Origin of the sequence: Methylophilus sp. UBA6697 (assembly GCF_002454655.1) — a bacterium.
Classification (GTDB): Bacteria; Pseudomonadota; Gammaproteobacteria; order Burkholderiales; family Methylophilaceae; genus Methylophilus.
Map to the genome: position 1 here is coordinate 34,141 of NZ_DKJH01000019.1, position 24,868 is coordinate 59,008.

Consider the following 24,868-nt stretch of genomic DNA (forward strand, 5'->3'; position numbering starts at 1 on the left):
GGTAACCTGCTGGATGCCGGTATCAGGTAATTTGCCGGGCATTTATACAGGTATTTGGGGATTTGATTTTAATCGCATCCCTTACAGTAGTGGACGGGGGCTTAGGCTAAACATCCATGTCTGCACAACAATTCATATCTGCAGGGCGGGGCAAGCTAATCAGACGTTTGTGGCTGATGGTCTTGTTTGCGCTATTAATTTGCCTCACGTTCACGCAGGCCAGCTTGCCTGTAACCACGCATCGCCTGATTGTTTTGTTACTCGCCCTGGGGGTCGTCTTATGGGGGGTGTTAACCGTACTCATCTGGCATCAACAACGCACCGCACTAGGCACGCAAGCCGCAGACCTGCAAACCTTTAACCGGGTGCTGGCAGATGTTTATGCCAGTGACACGTTTACCCCGGTGGTGTTTTCACCGAGCGCATCTGCCAGCGTCGAGAGTGGCTGGCAACAACTGCGTACACAACTGGCGCAATTGGACAGCGATGGCGCCTCAGTCAAGCAACATCATCAACAACTGAATCAGCTTTATCTCGCCTTGAGCCAATGTAACCAGGCCATTGTGCAGAGCCAGGATAAGCACAGCCTGTTTGAACAGATTTGCCGGATTATCGTGAATCTGGGCCATGCCAATATGGCCTGGATTGGTGAGCTGGATAGAGACAGTAAACAGATTGTGGTCGCCAGTGCCTTTGGTTCTGGCATTAACTATCTGGACGAAGTATTGATTTCAGCAGACCCGGCCGCCGCAAGCGGCAGAGGGCCATGCGGTTTAAGCATGCTGTCCGATCACCCGTACTGGGTACATGATTTCCAAACCAATCCTATTAGCGCGGTGTGGCATGACAAGGCCACCGAGTTCGCCTGGAAAGCCGCTGCCTTTTTGCCGCTGCATGCTGAAGGCAAAGTTATCGGCTGTTTGTCATTGTATGCAGAACATGAGCATGCATTTGAACCAGATATCCAGCGCTTACTGCAGGATATGGTCGCGAATATTGATTTCGCCCTTGGTCGCTTTGAGGTGCAAGCGCAGAACAGCCTGTTTCAAACCAATTTGCTGATGAGCGAGCAGCGCGCACAACTGGTGCTGGAAAACGCGCTGGATGCCATTGTGAATATCGACCTGCAAGGTTCAATTGTGGAGTGGAACCGGGCTGCCGCGCATATGTTTGGGTATACGCGAGCGGAGGTGCTTGGGCGTATGCTAGAGGATGTGATTGTGCCGCCTGCGTATCGTGAGGCGCACCATCAAGGCATGCAACGTTTGCAGCAATCCGGTCACTCGCGATTGTTAGGTAAGCTGATTGAAATTACTGCTTTGCGCCGGGATGGCAGCGAGTTTCCCATTGAACTGACGATTGTGGAAATCAAGCGCGACCATGAGCATTATTACAGCGCATTTATTCGCGATATCACTACCCGTAAAGAGGCAGAAGAGCGCATACGGTTCCTGGCCAATTATGATTCTTTAACTGGCTTGCCTAACCGTCACCTGCTGAATGAACGCGTGATTGTTGAAATTGAGAAAGCCTGGGACCAGGATGGACAATTTGCGTTGATGTTCCTCGATCTTGATCACTTTAAAGATGTGAATGATAGTTTGGGTCATCGCTACGGCGATAATCTGCTGATTGCATTGACGCATCGCTTTCAAAGCCTGGTGCGACCGCAGGATACGATTTGCCGCCTGGGTGGCGATGAGTTTGTGTTTTTACTGGCAGAGGCGGATCACACCATTGCCAAAGAGGTGGTAGAGCGTCTGCTAAAAGCCGTTGAGCAGCCGTTTTTGATCGACCAGTACGAGCTGACCATTACCGCGTCGGTCGGCATTGCTATCTACCCGGATGACGGCCTGGATATGGAAAGCCTGCAACGCAATGCTGATGTCGCCATGTACCGCACCAAAAAAGAGAGCCGTAATAGTTACCGCTTCTTTAGTAACCATATGCAAGTGCAGACGGCGCGTAACCTGCAACTGGTGAATGCCTTGCGCCAGGCCATTGCGCTGGGACAGCTGGCGGTGTATTACCAGCCGCAGGTCGCACTCGACTCTGGTCGCCTGGTCGGCGTAGAGGCCTTGCTGCGCTGGAAGCATCCGCAATTAGGTTTTATTTCACCCGCCGAATTTATTCCGCTGGCGGAATCCAGCGGCCTGATTATTTCCATCGGCAGCTGGGTGCTGGAGCAGGCCACGCAGCAAATTCACACCTGGCAACTGGCGGGCATCCAAGATATTTCGGTATCGGTTAACTTGTCCAGTATCCAGTTCAGGGATCCGAAACTGCCTGCGCTGGTGAAGAGTATTCTCGAGCGTTATCAGGTGTCACCGCACTGCCTTGAACTGGAGCTGACCGAAGGCGTGGCACTGGAAAACCCGGAAGGGGCGGTGGCCATGATGGATGCGCTCAGTGGCTTGGGCGTGCGTTTGTCGATTGACGATTTTGGCACGGGGTATTCCTCACTCAGCTACCTGAAAAAGTTTAAAGTCTACAAACTCAAGGTAGACCAGACGTTTGTCCGTGACATCACCACTGATGATGAAGACAAGGCCATTGTCATCGCGATTATTCAACTGGCGCGCAGCCTGGGCATGAAAACCATTGCCGAAGGGGTGGAAACCCCGGAGCAGAAAGCTTTCTTGCAAGCGCAAGGCTGTGACGAGATGCAAGGCTATCTGCTGAGTAAACCCATGAGCAGTGAAGACGCCACGACTTTCCTGCTGTCTTATTAATTCACTTCGGTTGTTTATTTCCCAATCTCTGACCGCACACGGTGAGCCGCTGCATTGCTGACGATGGTGTTTTTTCGCATACGCATCACAATATTTTTATGTTAATAAAATATAAACATTGTTAAAATAACTCACGAATACATCTTAATAAATCAAAGTGAGGAGTTACACAATGTATAGCAAGGGAGTCGTTTTATCCAGAATGAAGAAAATCAGCCTGGCCGTGATGCTGGCTGGTTTGTCCGCGAATCTGCACGCGATTGAGTTGTTGAGCGGGTTTGGCGGCGATGCCGGTTTTGGTGAGCTGGCCATGTTAGCCAATGATGATGATTCAAGCAACGCGTTAAATTTGCCGTTTGGTATTAATTTCTTTGGCCAGGAATTCAATCGTTTTTTTATTAACAATAACGGCAATATCAGCTTTTTGAGCGATTTGTCTACATTTACACCAGAAGCTTTCCCGGTGGCGACGCAGCCCATGATCGCCCCTTACTGGGCAGATGTAGATACGCGTGTTGGGCAAACACCGACTGCTTTCGGCAGTAATAGTGTGTATGTGGCCTCGCCCAGCGCAGAGACCGTCGTGGTGACTTGGCATAACGTCGGTTACTATCCAGCGCAAAACGATAAACAGAATAACTTTCAATTAGTGCTGCAAAAAACACCAGGCACTTCTAATGGTAGTTTCAGTGCCGAGTTTCGCTATGACCGACTGGAGTGGACGACAGGCGATGCCAGTGGCGGCGTCAATGGTTTGGGCGGCACACCTGCGCAAGCTGGCTATGATGCCGGTGATAATATCAATTACGAAACCCTGCCTGGCTCTCGTTCTAACGAGGTGCTGAACCTGGTCAATTTGAGTAATGTTTCTACGGCGACGCCTGGTTTATGGAGATTCTCGTTTAATAACGGCGCCTTGCCAGGACAAACGGCCGAAAATGCTTTTTTACCGGTGGTGGTCGATGGCGCGTATCAATTCGAGTTTAATGTGCAATTGAATCAACGTGTGTTTATTGACCCGCTGGTGGCTGTTGGCTATGACTACGAAGTCACAGGCGGTAATCAGTTTACCTCTGTATTGTTACCGCTTCTGGCAGCTGACACAGATGGTTACGCAATTTATGCTTTAGGTAACCTGACACCAGGTGGCCTGTTAGGCACCGTAACTGGTGGCACCGTGTTTAATTTTGCGACGCCACTGACAGGTTTCACGGTGGCTGGTGTTGATGCTGCGGCCATGCTGGATCCGGCGAATACGACCGCATTTGTTACCGGGCTGACTTTTTTGAATGCAGGTGTGGTGCAGATGTCGCAAACACCAATTACCACATTGGTGGCACAAGTGCCTGAGCCATCCTCCTATGCCATGCTGTTATGTGGTCTGGCGGGATTGATTGTTGTGCGCAGAAAAACGCGCGCCTAAGTCTTTATTAGGCTGATCTCAAAAACCCTGCTTTTGCAGGGTTTTTGCATTCATGACACAGGCAACAGTGTGGTGCCTCACAATCGTTGTGGGCACACATATTTCTTTAAAGTCTTTTCATTGATGCATTATTTTTCTTGACACTGTAAATGATAATTATTATCATTTGAAAACAGTTTAGCCAAGGAGAGTCATGATGAAACGTCATACGGTGGTTGGAAAAACCATGCTGGCTGGAAAAACCGCCTGCAAAGTGCTTTATCACCAGTCTTCAGACACGGTGGAGCTGGAAGTCGGCGGGACCACACTCAAATTTGAGGCCGACAGCTTTATCGTGATTAACGAAATGCTACGCAAGGCGGCGGCCCGTATTGTGATGCAAACTGAAATAGAGATGAGTGTTTGAAAGAGAGATTGCCATGAATACAATGAATATCCACGCGATGCGTTATGACCCCAGCTTGCCCGATGCTGAATCGGTGATGGCGTCATTGCTCTATATTGCCACCTTGTATATCAAGAAACCAACCTATGATTTGGCCAAGCAGGCCTTGCGCCTGGCCGAAACACTGACTGCGCCCGAGTATGCGGATTCAGACCTGATTTGCAGTGTGTCGCGCCGCATGTGTGTGCAGTGGACCCTGCTGGTCAATGAGCATGAGCAGGCTGAAACGCCACTGGCAATATAAAAACAACCGTGTTTAGGGCTTGAGTATGAGTGAGGAAAGTATGTGTAAGAAAATTCTGTTGTCCGGTCAGGCTGGTTTCCGTGTACATTATTGTGAAACACACCGCACGATAGAGCTTGAGATCGGCGCCATGAGCTTGCGGCTGGATGAAGACGCGCTGGAAGTGATGAGTGATGCTTTGGATGAGTCTGTGAGCAAGTTGCAGGCCTTGCATGCGACCAAAGGCTCTTTTCAGGCATTTATGCGGCAATTGAATATGCCGGATTAAGGCGCTGGTCTAAAGCGTAAACTACACAGGCTGTGATGCTCGCATCACAGCCTGTTTTCAGTTTCAATATTTGGCGGGTACGAACATTTCTTTGGGGACAGGTTCGCGGATGTAGTCGGCGTTATAGACGCGCTTGGGCAGTACGACAGGTGCGTGGGCCACTTCTCCGTAGTTAATCTGGCTCAACAGGTGGCTGATGCAGTTAAGGCGCGCCTTCTTTTTATCGACGGCCTCTATGACCCACCACGGTGCTTCGGGGATATGCGTACGTTCCAGCATGACTTCCTTGGCTTTGGTGTATTGCTCCCACAGGCGGCGGGATTCCAGATCCATCGGGCTTAGTTTCCATTGTTTGAGCGGATCGTGAATACGGGTCATAAAGCGCAAATGCTGTTCGTCGTCGGTGATCGAAAACCAGTACTTAATTAAAATAATGCCGGAACGTACCAGCATCTTTTCAAACTCTGGCACCGAGCGGAAAAACTCTTCATATTCGTCGTCGTTACAAAAGCCCATGACTTTTTCGACCCCGGCACGGTTATACCAGCTACGGTCAAACAACACAATTTCGCCGCCTGCCGGCAGGTGCGAAATATAGCGCTGAAAATACCACTGTGAGCGCTCACGTTCACTGGGGGCAGGCAGTGCAGCCACACGGCAAACGCGCGGGTTCAGGCGCTGCGTGACACGTTTAATGACGCCGCCTTTACCGGCAGCATCGCGTCCCTCAAACAGCACCACCACTTTCAGTTTGTTGCGCACGACCCAGTCTTGCAATTTGACCAGCTCACCTTGTAGCCGAAACAGCTCTTTAAAGTAGGTTTGTCGATCCGACAGGGTAGATTGACTGCGCGCTGATTGCAGGCCATCGATATGAGTCGCCCCCGCAAATTCGGCCAGAATCTGCTCCATACGTTCGTCGTCCAGCTCCATTTCCAGCTCTTCATCAAAACTATCCAGCATTTCATTGTTGAAGCGTTCGTCCATAGACAAGCGTTCATCAACAGATTCAATTTCAGCAGATTTTTCTGTGGTCATGGAGGGTTCCAGTATGGATATGCAGAGTTCTAATTTAGAGTTGCAGCATGACAGTTTGATGACTATTGCGTGCTTGCCGCGTCTTTTTGTCATCAATGTGACATATTTCAAAACAATACTCTGAATTCTTAATAGAACATCCGGAGAATATTGATGGATACTTCAGCGGCTAGTCATTCGACGCTGTTACATAGTGCGTCTTCCTCTAAACCTAATCTCGATAAGAAATCTGGTGCGCTGACCATGGCGGTATTTGTTGGCTTATTGCTGATTGGCCTGGTGTATACCGGCTTTAGTCTGATGCATGATGTGACGGATACCGGTGCGCAGACAACTACCTGGGTGCCATTTATTTTGCTCGGTGTGGCGTTGGTAATTGCGCTCGGCTTTGAGTTTGTGAATGGCTTTCACGATACGGCGAATGCGGTGGCCACTGTCATTTATACCCATTCATTGCCTGCTAACTTTGCGGTGATCTGGTCGGGCACCTTTAACTTTCTGGGCGTGTTGGTGTCTAGTGGTGCCGTGGCTTTCGGCATTATTTCCCTGTTGCCCGTCGAGCTGATTTTACAAGTGGGCTCGGGCGCCGGGTTTGCCATGGTGTTTGCCTTGTTAATCGCTGCCATTATGTGGAATTTAGGCACCTGGTTGCTGGGTTTGCCGGCTTCCTCATCGCATACCTTGATTGGTTCTATTATCGGCGTGGGGGTTGCCAACGCCTTGATGCATGGTCGTGATGGCACCAGTGGTGTCGATTGGGCGCAGGCGACCAAAATCGGTTATTCCTTATTGCTTTCACCGTTAATCGGCTTCTTTTTTGCGGCTTTATTGTTACTTGCCCTGAAAGCATTTGTCAAAAGCAAAGAGCTGTATCAAGAACCTAAAGGCAATAAACCACCGCCACTGTGGATACGCGGCTTGTTGATTTTGACCTGTACCGGCGTATCGTTTGCGCATGGCTCCAATGATGGCCAAAAAGGCATGGGCCTCATTATGTTGATTCTGGTGGGGACAGTGCCTATGGCCTACGCTTTGAACCGCGCCATGCCGGTGGATCAAATGACGCAGTTTGTTGCCGTGGCACAAGTCACTCAGCAATCACTGGCGCACAGCACCAGTTTAGCCGAGCCTGCCAGCAGCGAAGCTGCGCGCCATGTGCTCACTGAGTATGTGCGCACAAAGGCCGTTACCTCTGAAGTGGTGCCTGCCTTGGCCGCCATGACTGGCAGCATAGGTGAGCAGGTGAAATCGCATGGTACCTTTGCTGAAGTGCCTGCCGAGCAGGTAGGTAACGTGCGTAACGATATGTACCTGGTTTCTGAGGCCATTCGTTTTCTGGACAAAGATGAAAGCGTTAAATTTGACGCTGATACCAAAGCCAATGTGACAGCGTTCAAAAAGGAAATTGATGGCGCAACCAAATTTATTCCGCTGTGGGTAAAAGTGGCGGTTGCGATTGCCCTGGGCCTGGGCACCATGGTGGGCTGGAAACGCATTGTGGTCACGGTGGGTGAGAAAATTGGTAAAACGCACCTCACTTACGGCCAGGGTGCATCGGCCGAGCTGGTCGCCATGACCATGATAGGCGCTGCGGATATGTATGGCCTGCCGGTATCGACCACCCATGTATTGTCCTCAGGCGTGGCGGGGACCATGGCCGCAAACAAATCAGGCTTGCAAATGTCTACCATCCGCAACCTGCTGATGGCCTGGGTGCTGACTTTGCCTATGGCGATGGTGCTGTCAGGCAGTTTGTACTGGCTGTTTACACATTTGTTTTAAATGTGTTTAAGCGGATGCTAACGACAAAAGAAATGTACAAGCGCTAATACGCTACATTTCTTTTGTCTGGCTGAGGCTGCTTGTGACTGCGGCGGGAGTAGCTTGGAATGACCAACGGCTAGTCAGGGATTTTAGCCGTTACATTCTTGGTCAGGGTATTCAACGTTTGATTCAGGGTATCAAACGCGCTGTTGTTAAGCCCGGTATCACAGGCCACACGTTTTTGTACATCTGACAGCTTGCTGCGCAAGGCCTGGCCTTCTTCGGTCAGGCTGACAATCACCACGCGCTCATCATCTTTCTGGCGTGTGCGTTTGGTCAGCTTTTTCACTTCCAGGCGTTTGACCACCGGCGTGATAGTGGCTGGTTCCAGCATCAGTTTTTCGGCGATTTGTTTAATCGACAATTGTTTGTATTGCCAGAGGGCGACCAATACCAGATATTGCGGATAAGTCAGGTTGAGTTTGTCCAGATCGGGCTTGTAAGAGCGCAGCAAGGCATGGGTTGCCGAGTAGAGCGAAAAGCACAATTGGTTTTCCAAATAGAGGTTAGGCATGAGCTTTAAAAATTATATTGTCATTAATAGGAATCATTAATCATTACAGCATCAATCGGGGTGAGTGTCTATAGCTGTTTTGTAGGAGAAACACTGGTTTTGTATAAGATATGAGACCTCACAGCGTAAATCTGGGTATTCATAGCCATTTTGAGGTGAAAGACCCTGATGAAGCGGGGAATGGCTGTGTTTGAGGATGGCGGCGAATAGATTAAAGTGCGTTAAAATGGATGGATATTCCAGCCCAATTCATGTGCAGTAGAAAGCCTTCCGCGTTATGTTGCCTTCCGTGACTTTTCTTGACCTCGAGACCACCGGGGCGACCCCTTTACGTGACCGTATCACCGAGATTGCGCTGGTGCGCTTTGACAACGGTGTTGAAACTTTGCGCTGGCAAACCTTGGTTAATCCGCAACAGCCTATCCCGCCGTTTATTCAATCCTTGACTGGTATTAACGACGCCATGGTGGCCGATGCCCCACTGTTTGCCGAAGTGGCGGATAAATTATTAGCGTTTTTGGAAGGCTCCGTGCTGGCTGCGCATAATGTGCGTTTTGACCATGGCTTTTTAAAATCGGAATTCAAACGCCTGAATATTACTTTGCGGCAACAAGTGCTGTGTACGGTCAAACTCTCGCGCCTGCTATACCCGCAGCATTATAGTCACGGTATAGATGCGATTGTCGCCCGTCACCAGATCACCGGCCTGGCACGTCACCGCGCCATGGGTGATGTCGAGGCGATATTGATCATGTTGAATGATGCCAGGCGTGACCTCGGCGCAGAGGTGGTGCAGGCCGCTGCGCTGAAGTTAATGGCCGCACCGACCTTGCCGCCACATATCGATGCCAGTCTGGTCGGCGAGTTGCCTGAGGCGCCAGGTGTTTACCTGTTTTATGGCGAGAACGACTTGCCTTTATATATAGGTAAAAGTGTCAATGTGCGCGCACGCGTGCTGTCGCACTTCAGTAGTGATCATGCCTCTAGCAAAGAGATGCGCATGACACAGGAAATGAAACGCTTTGAATGGATACCCGCCGCAGGCGAATTTAGTGCCTTGTTGCTGGAGTCACGGCTGGTGAAAGAACGCATGCCGATTTATAACCGGCAATTGCGGCGCGAGCGCCAGTTGTGCAGCTGGCAGTTAGTGGCTGGTGCACAACCGATAGTCAGGCTGGTGAATGAGGATGAGATTGACCCTAGCCAAATGGCACATTTGTTCGGTACGTTTAGGAGCAAGCGGCAAGCTGTTGAGACCTTACGCAAGATTGCTGACCTGAGTCACTTGTGTGCCAAAACACTGGGGCTGGAAACCGGGCGTGACGGGCCGTGTTTTGTTTATCAACTTAAACGCTGTAAAGGCGTCTGTTGCGGGCAGGAATCTGCCGAGATGCATGCCTTGCGTGTGCAGCAAGCACTGATGGCACATAAGCTCAAAGCCTGGCCGTATCGTGGCAAAATAGGCATAGAAGAATACAACCTCGAAAATGATTTACGTCAGATTCACGTGTTTGAGCACTGGGTGTATGTAGGCGTGGCGGTGGATAACGAGAGTTTGCTGGCTTTACGCGAGCAAAAAACAGCGCTCAAGTTTGACCTCGATAGCTACAAATTACTGTTGAAAATGCTGTCACAGAAAAAGACCCGTGTACTGGATCTGGCTGGTTAGGAAAGCGTTCACCAACCGTGTACACGGGTAAGGGGTAGGGTACGTATCAGGGCAGGTAAAAAGTGCTATTGGTGGATACTTGCTCGCCATTCGGTTTTCCATCATTCGAGAGCGCTGTTACCTCAATCTGGATGCGATGGCTGCCCTGCAGATCGCTCGCAGGCACAGATAAACTTAAAGGCACTAATATTTCCTCAGTAGAAGCGGCTATTAGTATCTGCTCACTTTCCACACGCAAGCCGTCTATGCCGCGGGCGCGCACCTGGTAGCGCTGATTGTGCTCGGTGGCATTGGTGAGGTGCAACTGGTAAGGGTTTTCAATGCCATGGCCGGTTTCGCGGTACATGATATTGCGGTCACGCATGATGTCGACCTTGAAATCGGGTTTATGCAGCAGCCCGTAGCCCAACCAGGCAGTTATCAATACAAATAATCCGCTATAGATCAGCACGCGTGGCCGCAGCAGATGTTGCCGTAGTTTGTGTTGCCCGCTGAGGCCCGCCGCGGAAAAGCGGATTAAGTCGCGTGGGTACTGCATTTTGTCCATGATGTCATTGCAGGCATCAATACACAAGCCGCAGCTGATGCACTCATATTGCAAACCATTGCGGATATCGATACCGACCGGACACACTTGCACGCAGATATTGCAGTCTATGCATGAGCCCAGGCCATCTGCCTGGTAATCCTGGTTTTTACTGCGGCCACCACGCGGTTCGCCACGCGCACTGTCATAGGCCACAATCAAGGTGTGATTATCAAACATCGCACTTTGAAAGCGCGCATAGGGGCACATATGTTTGCATACTTGTTCGCGCAGAAAACCGGCGTTGCCATAAGTGGCTAGTCCGTAAAATCCTAGCCAGAAGCAGGACCAACCGCCCATTTGCCATTGCACCATGTCGTTGAATAATTCGCGTATCGGCGTGAAGTAACCGACAAAGGTAAAGCCGGTGACCAATGAAAAAGCCAGCCAGGCGGAGTGCTTGCTCACTTTAATGCCGATTTTGTGTGCGCCCCAAGGCTGGCCATCCAGTTTTTGCCTGGCCATGCGGTCACCTTCTATCGTGCGCTCCATCCACAAAAAGATCTCGGTATACACCGATTGCGGACAGGAGAACCCGCACCAGAGACGGCCTGCCACTGCAGTAAATAAAAACAGGCCCAGGGCGCTAATGATCAGTAGCAGTGCCAGGTAAAACAAATCCTGCGGAAAAATCACCAGGCCAAACAGGTAGAAGCGATGGGTATCGATATCCAGCAACAGTGCCTGACGGCCGCCGTATTGCAGCCAGGGCATGCCGTAAAACACTAATTGTGTCAGCCAGATCATCAGCCAGCGCCAATTTTTAAAATAGCCGCTGACTGAGCGTGGATAGACCTTGGGTGTTTTCTGATAAAGCGAAATAGTCTGCCCGGCGACAGGGGCTGCCACAATCGGGATCACAGGTTTACTGCGTGAAGATGTCATACAAGCACTCGGTATCAATAAGACGAGTGCAGTGTAAAAGAGAAGGTTAATTTAAAACAGATTCAGTTTTCTGTTAAAAAACCATATCAGATGCGCGATGTTCACGCCTGCTTGATCAGTTGCCCCAGGCGTTCAATGGCCTGCAAATGCACGTGATTAACGGTATGCCCGTAATTGAGCCGGATATAGCTGGCGTATTGCTGTTGTGACGAAAACATATGGCCGGGGGCGAGACTGATGTTCTCGGCAATCGCTTGTTGAAACAGCTGCAAACTATCGCGTTGATCGGGTAGCTGTAGCCATAAGAAATAGCCGCCTTGCGGCAAGGTAAAGCGCACTTGTGGTGGCAGGTGCTGGTGGATGGCTTGCGAGAATTGTAATTGCTGCAACATGAGTTGGTGTCGCAACTGGCGCAAGTGTTTGTCATAGCCGCCTTTCGCCAGGTAACTCGCTAATGCCAGTTGTGCTGGTATTGAGGTGGCCAGGGTCGTGGATATTTTTAAGCGGGTGATTTTTTCGGCAAAGCGTCCGGCGGATACCCAGCCGACACGGTAGCCCGGTGCCAGCGCTTTTGAAAAAGAGCTGCAATGCATCACCCAGCCTTCTTTGTCCCAGGTGTTGGCAGGTAGCGGACGCTGTTTGCCAAAATATAATTCGCGGTACACATCATCTTCTATCATGGGCAATTGATAGCGCGTGATCAACTCGACCAAGGCCTGCTTTTTTTGCTCCGGCATCAGGCTGCCGGTTGGGTTCTGAAAGTTGGTCATCAACCAGCAGGCTTTGGGTTGGTGCTGAATAATGGCGCGTTCCAATGCCGCCAGGTCTATGCCTTGCTCGGGGTGGCTGGGCACTTCAATCGCGCGCAAACCCATGCGCTCAATTGCCTGTAAAGCCGCATAAAAACTGGGCGACTCGATAATTACGCTATCGCCAGGCTGGGTCACGGCGGCCAGGCAGAGGTTGAGTGCTTCCAGTGCGCCATTGGTAATCACAATGTCACTGAGGTCGGTGGGTTTGCCATCCAGTTGGTAGCGCAATGCAATCTGGCGCCGGAGGGCGATATCGCCCTGACCAATGTCACTGACCGTATCTTGCGGCTGCATACGGCGCACGGTGCTGGCCATATGATCGGCCAGTTTTGACAGCGGGAATAACAACGGGCTGGGAAAGGCTGAGCCAAACGGAATCTGCTGCGGGTCTTTAATGCGCTCCAGCAGGTTGAACACCAGGTCGCTGACTTGCAATGTGGTGGGCGTGCCTTCGTCGCTGGCGGTGTGCGGTAACAGGCGTTCACTGCGCAGTGGTCCGGCGACGTAATAGCCAGAGCGCGGCCGTGTCACAATCAGGCCGCGAGCTTCCAGTAGATAGTAAGCCTGGAATACAGTAGATGCATTGACCTGCTTGCTGGTTTGGATCTGGCGGATAGAGGGCAGTTTGTCACCACGCTTGAGCAGGCCTTGCTGAATCGCGCTGGCGATTTCTTCGGCGATGATTTCGTATTTCTTCACAACGGGCCTTGCTGCCGTTAAGCACATAATCTGATATGGTTAATTTAATCTAAACTGCCGCTGTTCGGCAATGCCTGGCCGCGATAAGCTGCTATCTTTTGTGAAAAAGGCTAGGCATGCATATCTCTGAATTGCTGATGTCGGCAGTGAAAAGCGTGGCGCAACAGAATAAAAAACACTATGCATTAACCATGCACGACGGGCAGGCGCTGCAGCTAAAGGTCGCAGATATGTTTAACGTGCACTTGTTGCAGCAGGATCATCCGCTTGCCTGTGTGCATTTTCAACCGCTGAGTTCATTGAATAATATTGAAATGCAGCCAATGTATCGCGTGGCTTCGCTACGCACGGCGACGGGCGAGGATACCCAGCTCTCTGCCGAATTGCTGGAATGCGTGTTTGCGGTGTATCGTTATTACACCAATGGCAGTATCCGGCCCTGGCGAAACGCTGTAAAATAAGGTGTTGGATGGCAAGTCAGGCTGTTAATCCAGTGGGCTGGGCAGCCGTGAAAAACATGCGCAAATATATTTGCATTCTGCAATAAATTGCGTATAATTGCGGGTTCTTTAAAAGGCGACGTTTAAGGCATCATTATGTACGCAGTGATTAAAACAGGTGGCAAACAGTACAAAGTAGCCGCTGGTGACAAATTAAAAGTAGAAAAATTGGTTGGTGACGTTGGTTCTACTGTTGTGATCGACAAAGTGTTGTTGATTGCTAACGGCGAGTCAACTACGATTGGTGCACCTTTGGTGGCCGGTGCTAAAGTGAGTGCGACTGTGGTATCACATGGCCGTGGCGACAAAGTGATGATTTTTAAAATGCGTCGTCGTAAGCACTACCGTAAGACTCAAGGTCATCGCCAGAGCTATACCGAAATTCAAATCGACACTATTTCTGCTAAATAATTAAGCAGATTGCTAGAGGGAATCAAACATGGCACACAAAAAAGCAGGCGGTAGTTCACGTAACGGCCGCGACTCACAAGCAAAACGCCTGGGCGTTAAAGCTTTCGGTGAAACAGTAGTTAACGCTGGCAGCATCATCGTTCGCCAACGTGGTACTAGAATGCACGCTGGCGAAAACGTCGGCATGGGTAAAGACCACACACTGTATGCATTGGTAGAAGGCAAAGTTAAATTTGCAATCAAAGGCGCGTTGAAGCGTCATACCGTGAGCATCGAAGCGGTTTAATCAAAGTTGTATGTAAAAAGCCCTGTCGCTTGACGGGGCTTTTTACTTTATAGTTCGCAGATTGCATGCAGCCTTGTTCACCATAACGCAGCCATGCGCTTAAAAGGCAAATTGAATCATGAAGTTTATTGACGAAGCTACTATCAAAGTTTACGCCGGTGACGGTGGCAACGGCGTTGCCACGTTCCGCCGCGAAAAGTATGAGCCTATGGGCGGCCCCAACGGTGGTGATGGTGGTCGCGGCGGCTCTATTTTCGTGGTGGCCGATCGTAATATCAATACGCTGGTGGATTACCGCTATACGCGTACCTTTAAAGCTGAGCGCGGTGAGAACGGCAGCGGTTCCGATTGCTACGGTAAAGGTGGCGATGACATGATCCTGCGCGTGCCCGTCGGCACTACCATTAGTGACAAAGCCACCGGGCAGATGATGGTGGACTTGAGTGTGGATGGCCAAAAAGTGATGATGGCCAAAGGCGGCAATGGCGGCCTGGGTAATATCCATTTTAAAACCAGTACCAACCGTTCCCCGCGTCAATGTACCAAGGGTGATCCAGGTGAGGCGTTCGAGCTGTATCTGGAGTTGAAAGTCTTGGCAGACGTCGGCTTGCTCGGCATGCCTAACGCCGGTAAATCTACCTTTATCCGCTCAGTCTCCGCGGCTAAACCAAAGGTGGCCGATTATCCGTTTACCACGCTGCATCCCAACCTGGGGGTGGTGCGTGTCGACAGCAATCGTAGCTTCGTGATTGCCGATGTGCCTGGTTTGATCGAGGGCGCCGCTGAAGGTGCCGGCCTGGGCCATCAGTTCTTGCGCCATTTGCAGCGTACCTCTTTGCTGCTGCATTTGGTCGACTTGGCACCATTTGATGATGCGGTAGACCCGGTCCAGGAAGCCAAAGCCATCGTGAATGAACTGAAGAAATACGACCAGGAACTTTTCGATAAACCGCGCTGGCTGGTATTGAACAAAATTGATATGTTGGAAGACAGTGCGCAAAAAGTCGCTGATTTTGTGAAAGCCTATGGCTGGAAGGGCCCGGTATTCCCGATTTCTGCGATTAGTGGTATCGGTTGCCAGACGCTGACTTACGCTATCATGGACCATATTGAACAAGCGCGTGCACAACGCGAATTAGAAGAAGCGCAACCTCAGCCCGCGGCAGAATAAGTTTTATGAGTGTCTCTCTCATACAAGACAGTAAAACCCTGATTGTGAAGGTGGGTTCCAGCCTGGTCACCAATAATGGCCAGGGCTTGGATAAAACTGCCATTGCCGCCTGGGCAGAGCAAATCAGTGCGCTGGTCAAGCAGGGCAAGCAAGTGGTGCTGGTTTCCAGTGGTGCAGTCGCCGAAGGCATGCAGCGCCTGGGTTGGAAAAAGCGCCCGGTAGAAGTGAATGAATTGCAAGCCGCTGCCGCCGTTGGCCAGATGGGCCTGGTACAGATGTATGAGCAGTGTTTCTCGCAGCACGGCTTGCACACTGCGCAATTGCTGCTGACGCATGAAGACCTGGCAGACCGTAAGCGCTACTTGAATGCGCGGACGACACTGCGTACGCTGCTCGATTTAAACGTGATTCCTATCATCAACGAAAATGACACGGTGGTGACCGAAGAGATCCGCTTTGGGGATAACGATACCTTGGGTGCGCTGGTAGCAAACCTGATCGAAGCCGATGCGCTGATTATCCTCACTGACCAGCAAGGCCTGTATTCGGCGGATCCGCGCAAAGACCCTGCTGCGGTATTTATCAATTTTGAAACTGCTGGTAACCCCGCGCTGGAAAGCATGGCTGGTGGTGCTGGTAGTGCGGTGGGCACGGGTGGCATGCTGACCAAGATCCTGGCGGCCAAGCGCGCGGCCAGTAGTGGTGCGCACACCGTGATTGCGTCTGGCCGTGAGCCGCAGGTGCTGATGCGTTTAAGCCAGGGTGAAGCTATCGGTACGCATTTAAAAGCGGGCAAAATGAAAACGCTGGCCAAGAAACAATGGTTGGCCGATCATTTGCGCGTGGGCGGAAAGTTGGTGCTGGATGATGGTGCTGTCAATGTGCTGAGCAAAGATGGCAAGAGTTTGCTGCCGATTGGTGTGGTGGATGTGCTGGGCCAATTTGAGCGTGGCGATGTGGTCGCCTGTGTCGATGCACAAGGAAAAGAGTGGGCGCGTGGCATTGTCAATTACAATGCCAATGAAGTGCGCAGAATTAAGCGTAAACCCAGTAACGAGATTGAAAGTGTGCTGGGATATGTGGAAGAAAAAGAGTTGATACACAGAGATAATCTGGTATTGGTTTAATTGCCAACAAGACGAAGAGAGTGCAAGGCAACGTGATGAGTAAACCTTTGGTAGCCATTATTATGGGGTCGGACAGTGACTGGCCAGTGATGAAAAATGCCGCACAAATGCTGGCAGATTTTGGGGTGGCTTATGAAGCGCGCGTCGTATCTGCGCATCGCACACCAGATCTGATGTTCCAGTTTGCCGAGTCAGCTGCAAGCAATGGTTTTCAGGTGATTATCGCCGGTGCTGGTGGTGCTGCGCACCTGCCAGGCATGGTGGCGGCGAAAACCACCTTGCCGGTATTGGGTGTGCCTGTGCCTTCCAAGCATCTGCAAGGGCAAGATTCATTGCTGTCTATCGTACAAATGCCTAAAGGGATTCCGGTGGCTACGTTTGCCATTGGTGACGCAGGGGCTGCCAATGCCGGGTTGTTTGCCGTGGCCGTGCTGGCGAACCAGGATGCTGGCTTGGCTGAGAAATTAGCGACTTTCCGCAAAAAACAAGCCGAAAAAGTCCATGCAATGGTGTTGAGCGAACAACCATGACATCATCCGTGATTCAACCTTCTGCCATGTTGGGTATGTTGGGCGGCGGCCAGCTAGGTCGTTTCTTTGTCATTGCTGCGCATGAAATGGGCTACAAAGTCACGGTGCTGGACCCGGACAAAAATAGCCCGGCGGGCATGATTGCTGATGTGCATTTGTGTGCGGCATACGACGATGCAGCCGCTTTGAAAACCATGGCTGACACCTGCCAGGCAATTTCGACTGAATTTGAAAATGTGCCCGCTGAAACGCTGGCGACCTTGGCAAAATCAACCATCGTTCATCCAAGCGCAGATGCCGTAGCGATTGCGCAGCACCGTATCAAAGAGAAAACCTTCTTTAAAGATTCTGGCTTGCCGATAGGTCCGTTTGTGCCGGTGACGGCTGAAAGCGATTTGCCGCAAGATGGTGATATGTATCCGGCGGTGCTCAAGGTAGCGCGCTTTGGTTACGATGGTAAAGGTCAGGCACGTGTCGCCAACCGCGAACAAGCTGTGGCCGCTTTCCAGGGCTTTAAGCAGGAAACCTGCGTGCTGGAAAAAATGTTACCGCTGGACCTGGAAGTGTCCGTGGTGCTGGCGCGCGATGTGCATGGCAATATTGCTGCATTCCCCACTGCTGAAAATAGCCATTTGAACGGTATTCTTGATATCAGCATTGCTCCGGCGCGCTGCTCCGAAGTGATTAAAGCCAATGCGCAAGAATTGGCGAAAAAACTGGCCAATAGCCTGAATTATGTCGGTGTATTGGGCGTGGAGTTTTTTGTGGTCGGCAACCAGTTGCTGGTTAATGAAATTGCGCCGCGTCCGCATAATTCCGGTCATTACACGCTGGATGCTTGTGTGACCAACCAGTTTGAACAGCAGGTGCGTGTGATTACCGGTCAGGCATTGGGCAGTCCGCATTTGCACAGCAATGCAGTCATGGTGAATATTCTGGGTGATAGCTGGCTGTATAGCGGCAAACAGGTTGAGCCTGCGTGGGATAAAGCCTTTGCGCATGGTAACCTCAAAATGCACTTGTACGGCAAGCATGAGCCGCGCAAAGCGCGCAAAATGGGGCATTTCACGGTGATTGGTGAGGACGCGCAAGCTGTGCTTAATGCCGCTAAAGTGGCGCGCAGTGAATTGCATATTGGTGAGTAACTAACACTGTTAAAAAAGCCCGGTATGTCCGGGCTTTTTTGTGTCTGGTTTTTGCTGCGTGGCGGATGTTAGGTAATAAAAAAGCCGGACATCCGTCCGGCTCTTTTAGTATGCACCCCTACTGAAATTATTCAGCAGCTTTTTTCGCGCGAGGCTTAGCAGCTTTTTTAGCTGGTGCCGCTTCGGCTTTAGGTGCAGCTGCTTTTTTCACAGAAGCCAAAGTCGCAGGTGTGTCACCGGACAATGCTTTGATCGCAGCAGTCAAACGGCTCTTATGACGAGCAGCTTTGTTTTTGTGGATGATTTTTTTGTCAGCGATGCGGTCGATCACGCTTACGTTTTCTTGGTAAGAAGCTACTGCAGCAGCTTTATCACCAGTTTGAATCGCTTTGATTACTTTTTTGATCGCAGTACGCAAAGTAGAACGCAACGCAGCATTGTGCGCGTTTACTTTGACGGATTGGCGCGCGCGTTTGCGAGCTTGTGCGGTATTTGCCATATTCGTTTTATCCTGTAACTTTCAAAAGGGGTGTGATACGAAACCGTGCATCATACTGTTTTTGCTTTGTTTTTGCAAGATTAAAAACGCATTTAGTCGATTGATTGTTGCTGCATGGTAAAATCGGCCAACTTTTCAATCTGCTGACAGTCCGCTGCTAGCGATAAGCTGCCAAAAATAGACTAAGGCGCGTATTTTCCATCATTTATGAATTTGCTCAAAGCTCTGGCCACTGTGGGTGGCATGACGTTTATTTCGCGCCTGCTCGGCTTTGTACGTGACACGCTGATCGCCCGTATTTTTGGCGCGGGCATGGCCACCGATGCGTTTTTTGTGGCGTTTAAAATCCCTAACCTGTTGCGCCGTATTTCTGGCGAAGGCGCGTTTAGCCAGGCCTTTGTGCCTATCCTTTCCGAGTATCGCAAGCAGCGTACGCCGGAGGCGACCAAGGCGCTGATTAACCATGTGGCCAGTTTGCTTGGCCTGTTTCTGGTGGCGATTACTATTGTCGGCATGTTGGCTGCGCCGCTGATTGTGCGCCTGACCTCACCGGGCTTTGTGCATGACCCGGCCAAGTTTGCGTTGACCACTGAGCTGTTGCGTATCACCTTTCCTTACATCCTGTTTATTTCGCTGGTATCGATGGCAGGCGGGGTACTCAATGCCTTTAGCAAGTTCCAGGTGCCTGCCTTTACGCCGGTCTGGCTCAATTTGAGTTTTATCACGGCGGCGATTTTTATTGCGCCGCATTTTCACAACTCCGTCTATGTATTGGCCTGGGCAGTATTTGTGGGCGGTATTATCCAGTTACTGTATCAGTTACCTTACCTGCAAGAGATAGGCATGTTGCCGCGCTATGCACTTAACTTTGAGGACGAAGGCGTGCGCCGCATTCTCAAGTTGATGGGCCCCGCTATTTTTGGCGTGTCTGTGGCGCAGATTTCCATCGTGCTGAATAATATTTTTGCTTCATTTATGCCAACCGGTAGCGTGTCCTGGTTATATTACGCTGATCGCCTGATGGAATTTCCGACCGGCGTACTCGGCGTGGCATTAGGCACGATCTTGCTGCCGAGTTTATCCAAGGCGCACGTAGATAAATCCAGCGCCGAGTTTTCATTGTTGCTGGACTGGGGCTTACGCCTGACCTTTATGCTGGCCATTCCGGCAGCGGTGGCGATGGCTGTGCTTTCCAAGCCTTTGGTTGCTAGCCTGTTTTATTACGGTAAATTCACCGCTATGGACGTGTTGCAAACCGAGCGCGCACTCATTGCTTATAGCCTCAGCCTGTTGGGCCTGATTATGGTCAAGGTGCTTGCACCGGGGTTTTATGCGCGCCAAAACGTGAAAACGCCGGTTAAGATCGCCATCTTTACCTTGGTTGTGACGCAAATCATGAACGTGGCTTTCTTGCAGTTGACGCCTTTGCAGCATGCCGGATTGGCGCTGTCTGTTGGCCTTGGTGCTTGCCTCAATGCGACCTTGCTATGGGTTACTTTGCAGAAAACGGGAGCTTATCAGCCGCAGCCTGGCTGGCTATTATTCTTGCTTAAACTGCTGATTGCGGTGACGGTGATGGCGCTGGTGTTACATGCGGCGGCGACCTGGTCCAGCGATTGGCTGGCCATGGCGACATTAACGCGTATGTCGCATCTGGCGGGTATCGTGGTGCTGGGCATGAGTGTGTACTTCGCCGCACTCGGCTTGCTCGGTTTCAGGCCAAGAGACTTTATGAAACGGGTGGCTAAATGAAACGGATGACTAGGTAATGCAGATATTTCGCCATATTCCAGCTGCGTCCTCGCCGCAAGCGATTGCGATCGGTAATTTTGATGGCATGCATTTGGGGCACCAGGCTTTGTTGCGCCAACTGGTCGCTTATGCACACACCTACAAAATCACACCCGCAGTGATGACTTTTGAACCGCATCCGCGTGAGTTCTTCATGCCACAAAAGGCGCCTGCCCGTTTGGCGTCGATGCGCGAAAAACTGGAGTATTTTGCCGAATGCGGCGTGCAGCATGTGTATGTGCAGCGCTTCAATCAGGCATTTGCAGCACAAAGCCCGGCCACGTTCATGCAGGTGTTGCGTCAGCAACTGAATGCCAATGTGGTCATGGTCGGCGAAGATTTCTGCTTTGGTGCCAAGCGCGCAGGCACGGTGCAAACGCTGATTGAACACGGCTTCAACGTGATCCCACTGCCTGAAGTGCAATTGCATGGCGAGCGCGTTTCCAGCACCCTGGTACGTAATGCGCTGTCGGCAGGCGAACTGGTCAAGGCGCATACTTTGCTTGATCGCCCATACAGCATTAGCGGCAAGGTGGTACATGGCGCCAAGCTCGGACGCCAGTTAGGTTACCCGACAGCCAATGTACATATGCGCCACGAACGGCCTGCACTGACCGGGGTTTATGCGGTAAAATTGAACAATTTACCGGCGGTTGCCAATTTGGGTAACCGGCCGACTCTGGAAGGCATCCCCAAACTCAAGCTTGAAGTGCATGTGTTTGATTTTAATGGTGATCTTTACGATCAGCATGTGCATGTGCAGTTTTTTCATAAACTGCGTGACGAACAAAAGTTTGCCGGGCTGGATGCATTGAAGGCGCAAATTGCGCTGGATGCCTTGCAGGCGAAACAATATTTTAGCCACGGATAAACGCTGAACATCAATCAGCCATCAATCTGTGGCTGATTTTTTGGATATTTAAATGACTGACCAAACCAAAGATTCAAAATATAAACTGAATTTACCTGAAACCAGTTTTCCCATGCGCGGTGATTTGTCCAAGCGCGAACCCGCCTGGTTAAAAAGCTGGCAAGAGCGCAAGGTGTACGAGCGCATCCGTGCCAAACGTAAAGGCGCGCCAGCCTTTATCCTGCATGATGGCCCGCCGTACGCCAACGGTGATATTCACATTGGTCATGCCGTCAATAAAATCCTCAAGGACATCATCATCAAGGCCAAAACCATGGGTGGTTTTGACGCGCCTTATGTGCCGGGCTGGGATTGCCACGGCCTGCCGATCGAGCTGGTGGTAGAGAAAAATCACGGCAAGAATATTGATCCGGCCAAGTTCCGCGAGCTGTGCCGTGCCTACGCTGCCGAGCAGGTCGAGAAGCAGAAAAAAGACTTTATCCGCCTGGGCGTATTGGGTGACTGGGATCATCCTTACCTGACCATGGCGTTTAATACCGAGGCCGATATCATGCGCGCCCTGGGTGATATCTACCAGAATGGATATCTGTATCAAGGCTCCAAGCCGGTGCACTGGTGTGTAGACTGCGGCTCTGCCCTGGCTGAAGCCGAGGTGGAATACGAAGACGTCAATTCGCCTGCGATTGATGTTGGCTTTAAGGTCGTCGATAACGCTGCCTTGAGCAAAGCATTTGGTACTGCCGTGAATGGTGATGCCTATGCTGTGATCTGGACTACCACGCCATGGACGCTACCTGCTAACCAGGCGGTAAGCGTGAATGCCGAGCTGGATTATGACCTGATTCAAACCAGCAAAGGCTTGCTGATCCTGGTGCGTGATCTGGCAGAAAAAACCTTGGCCAGATATACCGAAGAAAATACTTCTGTCATCGCCAGTTGCAAGGGCGAAGCTTTGCGTGGTTTGCTGTTACAGCATCCGTTCGACAACCGCCAGGTGCCAGTGATCACGGGTGACCACGTGACGACCGATGCCGGTACCGGCCTGGTGCATACGGCTGCCGCCCATGGTAACGATGACTGGTTGGTGATGCGCGCCAATTTCCCTAATGAAAAACCGCGCGTACTCATTGGTGGTGATGGCAAATTCTTTAGCAGCGAGTTGGTTGAATTTGTAGAAATCCGCGGCCTGAGTCGCCAGGATGCTAACAAGATCATCCTGGCCAAGTTGCAGGAAAATGGCGTGTTGTTGGCCTCTGCGCGTTTGAACCACAGCTTCCCGCATTGCTGGCGTCATAAAACGCCACTGATGCAATTGGCGACGCACCAGTGGTTTATCGGCATGAACTCTGTCGGCCCAGATGGCAAGGCCTTGCGTGAGCACGCGAATACCGCCGTGGATGCGACCCAGTTCTTCCCGAGCTGGGGCCGTGCACGCCTGGAAGCCATGATCAAGAATCGTCCGGACTGGTGCGTGTCACGTCAGCGTAACTGGGGCGTACCTATGCCGTTTTTTGTGCATAAAGAAACCGGTGAGCCGCACCCTGACACTGCGCAATTGCTGGAAACCGTGTGCAAACAAGTGGAACAACAGGGCATCGAAGCCTGGTTTAGCTTAGATGGTGCTGCTTTCCTGGCACAACACGCACCGGCGAATGCCGAGCGGTATAAAAAAGTGACTGACACGCTGGACGTCTGGTTTGACTCTGGTGCGACACATTATGCTGTGGTGCGCTCGGAGCAGCATCCTACTTTGTCCGCTACCGCCAAACTGCGTGAGGCTCAGCACCAGCCAGTGGCTGACTTGTACCTCGAAGGCTCAGACCAGCACCGAGGCTGGTTCCAGTCCAGTTTATTGACCGGTTGCGCGATTGACGGCAACGCGCCATACAAAGCCTTGCTGACGCATGGTTTTGTGGTCGATGGCGCGGGTCATAAAATGAGTAAATCCAAAGGTAACGTCGTCGCGCCACAAAAGGTCATGGATACCTATGGCGCCGATATTCTGCGTCTGTGGGTAGCGTCGACCGATTATTCCGGCGAGCTGACCATCAGCGACGAGATCCTCAAGCGCGTGGCCGATGGCTATCGTCGTATCCGTAATACCTTGCGCTTTTTACTCTCAAACCTGGCTGATTTTGATGCCAGCAAAGACCTGCTGCCCGTCGATCAATGGCTGGAGATTGACCGCTATGCACTGCACCTGACGCAGCAATTGCAAAACGGCATTCTGGCAGATTACGATAGGTACGAATTTCACTTGGCAGTGCAGAAATTCGTTGGATTCTGCTCTGAAGATTTAGGTGGTTTTTACCTCGATATCCTCAAGGACCGCCTGTATACCAGCGGTGAAACTTCGCATGCACGCCGTGGGGCACAAAGCGCCTTGCATCACATCACACATGCCATGATGCGCCTGATGGCGCCGATTTTGAGTTTCACGGCCGATGAAATCTGGCAGACACTGGGCCTGGATAGCGTTGCTACAGTGTTTGAAGAAGACTGGTATGGCTTGCCGGAGTGTGGTTTGAGCGACAGCCAACTGCAACACTGGCAAACCGTGATTGCCTTGCGCGCGCAAGCTGCTAAGGAAATTGAGGTGTTGCGTGGTGAGGGCAAAGTTGGCTCTTCATTGCAAGCGGAGCTGGAGTTTCATGTCGCCACTGAAGCATTCGACGCATTGAGCAGTCTGCAGGATGATTTGCGGTTTGTCATGATCACCTCCAGCGCGATTACTTATAAAGTGGCCGATGCAACTGCGCAGAAAATCGTGGTTAAACCTAGTACACACCAGAAATGTGACCGCTGCTGGCATTACCGTGCCGATGTCGGCAGTGATGCGGCGCATCCGACCATTTGTGGCCGTTGCGTAAGCAACCTGTTTGGCAGTGGTGAAGTACGCAAATATGCTTAAACTGCGTTCGGCTTTGCCTTGGTTGATATTGAGCGCGGTTGTGATCGTTCTCGACCTGTACACCAAGCATTTGGTGCAGCAGGCTTTTGTCTACGGCGAACACCTACCGGTCACGGGCTTTTTTGACCTGGTGCGTTACCACAACACTGGCGCGGCCTTCAGCTTTCTGGCCAATGCCGGTGGCTGGCAGCATGGTTTTTTTACGGCGGTTTCTACGCTGGCCTCTGCAGTGATGGTGTATTTGTTGGTCAAGCATCCGCAGAAAAAATTGTTCTGCTTTGGCTTGGCGCTGGTATTGGGTGGTGCCTTGGGTAATTTGTATGACCGTTTAACGCTGGGCTATGTGGTGGATTTTTTGTTGTTCTATTATCAGCAATGGGCCTGGCCGGCATTTAATGTCGCCGATAGCGCTATTTGCGTCGGGGTGGGCCTGTTGATGCTGGATAGTTTTAAACAGCCGAACACATCGTTGTAGCTAGAAGCGAGG

At 51.2% G+C, this 24,868-nt stretch carries 23 protein-coding genes; 18 read left to right on the forward strand and 5 right to left on the reverse strand.

Annotated features, from left to right (window positions below):
• Nucleotides 1-116: 116 nt before the first annotated feature.
• The 5 genes from B3355_RS05330 (at nucleotide 117) to B3355_RS05350 (ending at nucleotide 5,112) form a co-directional block, all read left to right on the forward strand.
• The gene (locus B3355_RS05330; protein ID WP_292781077.1) at nucleotides 117-2,732 is read left to right on the forward strand and encodes a putative bifunctional diguanylate cyclase/phosphodiesterase; all 2,616 of its coding nucleotides are present in this window, start codon (nucleotides 117-119) and stop codon (nucleotides 2,730-2,732) included.
• A 202-nt stretch (nucleotides 2,733-2,934) separates the two neighbouring features.
• On the forward strand, nucleotides 2,935-4,155 hold the full coding sequence (locus B3355_RS05335; protein ID WP_292781080.1) for a nidogen-like domain-containing protein: 1,221 nt from the start codon (nucleotides 2,935-2,937) through the stop codon (nucleotides 4,153-4,155).
• A 193-nt stretch (nucleotides 4,156-4,348) separates the two neighbouring features.
• The gene (locus tag B3355_RS05340) at nucleotides 4,349-4,561 is read left to right on the forward strand and encodes a hypothetical protein (protein ID WP_232410995.1); all 213 of its coding nucleotides are present in this window, start codon (nucleotides 4,349-4,351) and stop codon (nucleotides 4,559-4,561) included.
• Between the two features lie 13 nt (nucleotides 4,562-4,574).
• Nucleotides 4,575-4,844, forward strand: coding sequence for a hypothetical protein (locus B3355_RS05345; RefSeq protein ID WP_029512310.1), 270 nt, complete (start codon nucleotides 4,575-4,577; stop codon nucleotides 4,842-4,844).
• Between the two features lie 40 nt (nucleotides 4,845-4,884).
• Nucleotides 4,885-5,112, forward strand: a complete 228-nt coding sequence (locus B3355_RS05350) for a hypothetical protein (protein ID WP_228519697.1) — start codon at nucleotides 4,885-4,887, stop codon at nucleotides 5,110-5,112.
• Between the two features lie 63 nt (nucleotides 5,113-5,175).
• Here the strand turns inward: B3355_RS05350 and ppk2 are convergent, their stop codons facing one another.
• Nucleotides 5,176-6,150: a polyphosphate kinase 2 gene (gene ppk2 / locus B3355_RS05355; RefSeq protein ID WP_292781089.1), complete on the reverse strand. Its 975-nt coding sequence runs from the start codon at nucleotides 6,148-6,150 to the stop codon at nucleotides 5,176-5,178.
• 153 nt (nucleotides 6,151-6,303) lie between these two features.
• On the opposite strand from ppk2, the gene B3355_RS05360 reads away from it, so the two are divergent.
• Nucleotides 6,304-7,932 (forward strand): inorganic phosphate transporter, encoded by a 1,629-nt coding sequence (locus tag B3355_RS05360; protein WP_292781091.1) that lies wholly within the window; start codon nucleotides 6,304-6,306, stop codon nucleotides 7,930-7,932.
• Nucleotides 7,933-8,050: 118 nt separating this feature from the next.
• On the opposite strand, the gene B3355_RS05365 is transcribed toward B3355_RS05360, so the two are convergent.
• Entirely contained in the window at nucleotides 8,051-8,461 is a 411-nt protein-coding gene (locus tag B3355_RS05365) for a MarR family winged helix-turn-helix transcriptional regulator (RefSeq protein ID WP_232411281.1), read from the reverse strand.
• Nucleotides 8,462-8,765: 304 nt separating this feature from the next.
• On the opposite strand from B3355_RS05365, the gene B3355_RS05370 reads away from it, so the two are divergent.
• Nucleotides 8,766-10,157 (forward strand): 3'-5' exonuclease family protein, encoded by a 1,392-nt coding sequence (locus B3355_RS05370; RefSeq protein ID WP_292781096.1) that lies wholly within the window; start codon nucleotides 8,766-8,768, stop codon nucleotides 10,155-10,157.
• A gap of 46 nt (nucleotides 10,158-10,203) precedes the next feature.
• On the opposite strand, the gene ccoG is transcribed toward B3355_RS05370, so the two are convergent.
• On the reverse strand, nucleotides 10,204-11,628 hold the full coding sequence (gene ccoG / locus B3355_RS05375; RefSeq protein ID WP_292781099.1) for a cytochrome c oxidase accessory protein CcoG: 1,425 nt from the start codon (nucleotides 11,626-11,628) through the stop codon (nucleotides 10,204-10,206).
• Between the two features lie 101 nt (nucleotides 11,629-11,729).
• A complete protein-coding gene (locus tag B3355_RS05380; RefSeq protein WP_292781102.1) occupies nucleotides 11,730-13,139 on the reverse strand; it encodes a PLP-dependent aminotransferase family protein in 1,410 nt (469 codons plus the stop codon).
• Between the two features lie 116 nt (nucleotides 13,140-13,255).
• Between B3355_RS05380 and B3355_RS05385 the strand changes: the two genes are divergently transcribed.
• The 7 genes from B3355_RS05385 (at nucleotide 13,256) to B3355_RS05415 (ending at nucleotide 18,309) form a co-directional block, all read left to right on the forward strand.
• Nucleotides 13,256-13,600, forward strand: a complete 345-nt coding sequence (locus B3355_RS05385) for a hypothetical protein (RefSeq protein WP_047514737.1) — start codon at nucleotides 13,256-13,258, stop codon at nucleotides 13,598-13,600.
• Between the two features lie 135 nt (nucleotides 13,601-13,735).
• Nucleotides 13,736-14,050 (forward strand): 50S ribosomal protein L21, encoded by a 315-nt coding sequence (rplU, locus tag B3355_RS05390; RefSeq protein WP_019881452.1) that lies wholly within the window; start codon nucleotides 13,736-13,738, stop codon nucleotides 14,048-14,050.
• 28 nt (nucleotides 14,051-14,078) lie between these two features.
• Nucleotides 14,079-14,336, forward strand: coding sequence for a 50S ribosomal protein L27 (gene rpmA, locus B3355_RS05395; RefSeq protein WP_019881453.1), 258 nt, complete (start codon nucleotides 14,079-14,081; stop codon nucleotides 14,334-14,336).
• Nucleotides 14,337-14,454: 118 nt separating this feature from the next.
• Nucleotides 14,455-15,507 carry an Obg family GTPase CgtA gene (gene cgtA / locus B3355_RS05400; RefSeq protein WP_292781108.1) on the forward strand — a complete coding sequence of 351 codons (1,053 nt, stop codon included), beginning with the start codon at nucleotides 14,455-14,457 and terminating at the stop codon, nucleotides 15,505-15,507.
• Nucleotides 15,508-15,512: 5 nt separating this feature from the next.
• Nucleotides 15,513-16,634: a glutamate 5-kinase gene (gene proB / locus B3355_RS05405; protein WP_024929492.1), complete on the forward strand. Its 1,122-nt coding sequence runs from the start codon at nucleotides 15,513-15,515 to the stop codon at nucleotides 16,632-16,634.
• A gap of 35 nt (nucleotides 16,635-16,669) precedes the next feature.
• On the forward strand, nucleotides 16,670-17,164 hold the full coding sequence (gene purE / locus B3355_RS05410) for a 5-(carboxyamino)imidazole ribonucleotide mutase (protein ID WP_047514728.1): 495 nt from the start codon (nucleotides 16,670-16,672) through the stop codon (nucleotides 17,162-17,164).
• Complete coding sequence (locus B3355_RS05415) at nucleotides 17,161-18,309, forward strand: 5-(carboxyamino)imidazole ribonucleotide synthase (RefSeq protein ID WP_024929494.1); 1,149 nt, start codon at nucleotides 17,161-17,163, stop codon at nucleotides 18,307-18,309. Before purE ends, B3355_RS05415 begins: the two co-directional genes overlap by 4 nt.
• Nucleotides 18,310-18,436: 127 nt before the next feature.
• On the opposite strand, the gene rpsT is transcribed toward B3355_RS05415, so the two are convergent.
• Nucleotides 18,437-18,808, reverse strand: coding sequence for a 30S ribosomal protein S20 (rpsT, locus tag B3355_RS05420; protein ID WP_019881458.1), 372 nt, complete (start codon nucleotides 18,806-18,808; stop codon nucleotides 18,437-18,439).
• Between the two features lie 207 nt (nucleotides 18,809-19,015).
• Here rpsT and murJ point away from each other — a divergent pair, with 207 nt between their 5' ends.
• The 4 genes from murJ to lspA are packed head-to-tail and all read left to right on the forward strand — an operon-like array spanning nucleotide 19,016 to nucleotide 24,856.
• Nucleotides 19,016-20,560, forward strand: coding sequence for a murein biosynthesis integral membrane protein MurJ (murJ, locus tag B3355_RS05425; RefSeq protein WP_292781116.1), 1,545 nt, complete (start codon nucleotides 19,016-19,018; stop codon nucleotides 20,558-20,560).
• A gap of 16 nt (nucleotides 20,561-20,576) precedes the next feature.
• A complete protein-coding gene (locus B3355_RS05430; RefSeq protein ID WP_019881461.1) occupies nucleotides 20,577-21,470 on the forward strand; it encodes a bifunctional riboflavin kinase/FAD synthetase in 894 nt (297 codons plus the stop codon).
• A gap of 52 nt (nucleotides 21,471-21,522) precedes the next feature.
• The gene (gene ileS, locus B3355_RS05435; protein WP_292781121.1) at nucleotides 21,523-24,381 is read left to right on the forward strand and encodes an isoleucine--tRNA ligase; all 2,859 of its coding nucleotides are present in this window, start codon (nucleotides 21,523-21,525) and stop codon (nucleotides 24,379-24,381) included.
• Nucleotides 24,374-24,856, forward strand: coding sequence for a signal peptidase II (gene lspA, locus B3355_RS05440; RefSeq protein WP_292781124.1), 483 nt, complete (start codon nucleotides 24,374-24,376; stop codon nucleotides 24,854-24,856). Before ileS ends, lspA begins: the two co-directional genes overlap by 8 nt.
• Nucleotides 24,857-24,868 lie beyond the last annotated feature (12 nt).

Excerpts from the sequence above, each read along its gene's own strand:
- ccoG (WP_292781099.1), bottom strand. The coding sequence starts at position 11,628 with ATGACATCTTCACGCAGTAAACCTGTGATCCCGATTGTGGCAGCCCCT.
- proB (WP_024929492.1), top strand. The coding sequence starts at position 15,513 with ATGAGTGTCTCTCTCATACAAGACAGTAAAACCCTGATTGTGAAGGTG.
- ppk2 (WP_292781089.1), bottom strand. The coding sequence starts at position 6,150 with ATGACCACAGAAAAATCTGCTGAAATTGAATCTGTTGATGAACGCTTG.
- B3355_RS05360 (WP_292781091.1), top strand. The coding sequence starts at position 6,304 with ATGGATACTTCAGCGGCTAGTCATTCGACGCTGTTACATAGTGCGTCT.
- cgtA (WP_292781108.1), top strand. The coding sequence starts at position 14,455 with ATGAAGTTTATTGACGAAGCTACTATCAAAGTTTACGCCGGTGACGGT.
- B3355_RS05370 (WP_292781096.1), top strand. The coding sequence starts at position 8,766 with ATGTTGCCTTCCGTGACTTTTCTTGACCTCGAGACCACCGGGGCGACC.
- rplU (WP_019881452.1), top strand. The coding sequence starts at position 13,736 with ATGTACGCAGTGATTAAAACAGGTGGCAAACAGTACAAAGTAGCCGCT.
- B3355_RS05330 (WP_292781077.1), top strand. The coding sequence starts at position 117 with ATGTCTGCACAACAATTCATATCTGCAGGGCGGGGCAAGCTAATCAGA.
- B3355_RS05340 (WP_232410995.1), top strand. The coding sequence starts at position 4,349 with ATGATGAAACGTCATACGGTGGTTGGAAAAACCATGCTGGCTGGAAAA.
- murJ (WP_292781116.1), top strand. The coding sequence starts at position 19,016 with ATGAATTTGCTCAAAGCTCTGGCCACTGTGGGTGGCATGACGTTTATT.
- rpmA (WP_019881453.1), top strand. The coding sequence starts at position 14,079 with ATGGCACACAAAAAAGCAGGCGGTAGTTCACGTAACGGCCGCGACTCA.
- B3355_RS05335 (WP_292781080.1), top strand. The coding sequence starts at position 2,935 with ATGAAGAAAATCAGCCTGGCCGTGATGCTGGCTGGTTTGTCCGCGAAT.
- B3355_RS05415 (WP_024929494.1), top strand. The coding sequence starts at position 17,161 with ATGACATCATCCGTGATTCAACCTTCTGCCATGTTGGGTATGTTGGGC.
- B3355_RS05385 (WP_047514737.1), top strand. The coding sequence starts at position 13,256 with ATGCATATCTCTGAATTGCTGATGTCGGCAGTGAAAAGCGTGGCGCAA.
- B3355_RS05345 (WP_029512310.1), top strand. The coding sequence starts at position 4,575 with ATGAATACAATGAATATCCACGCGATGCGTTATGACCCCAGCTTGCCC.
- lspA (WP_292781124.1), top strand. The coding sequence starts at position 24,374 with ATGCTTAAACTGCGTTCGGCTTTGCCTTGGTTGATATTGAGCGCGGTT.
- rpsT (WP_019881458.1), bottom strand. The coding sequence starts at position 18,808 with ATGGCAAATACCGCACAAGCTCGCAAACGCGCGCGCCAATCCGTCAAA.
- purE (WP_047514728.1), top strand. The coding sequence starts at position 16,670 with ATGAGTAAACCTTTGGTAGCCATTATTATGGGGTCGGACAGTGACTGG.
- B3355_RS05350 (WP_228519697.1), top strand. The coding sequence starts at position 4,885 with ATGTGTAAGAAAATTCTGTTGTCCGGTCAGGCTGGTTTCCGTGTACAT.
- B3355_RS05430 (WP_019881461.1), top strand. The coding sequence starts at position 20,577 with ATGCAGATATTTCGCCATATTCCAGCTGCGTCCTCGCCGCAAGCGATT.
- ileS (WP_292781121.1), top strand. The coding sequence starts at position 21,523 with ATGACTGACCAAACCAAAGATTCAAAATATAAACTGAATTTACCTGAA.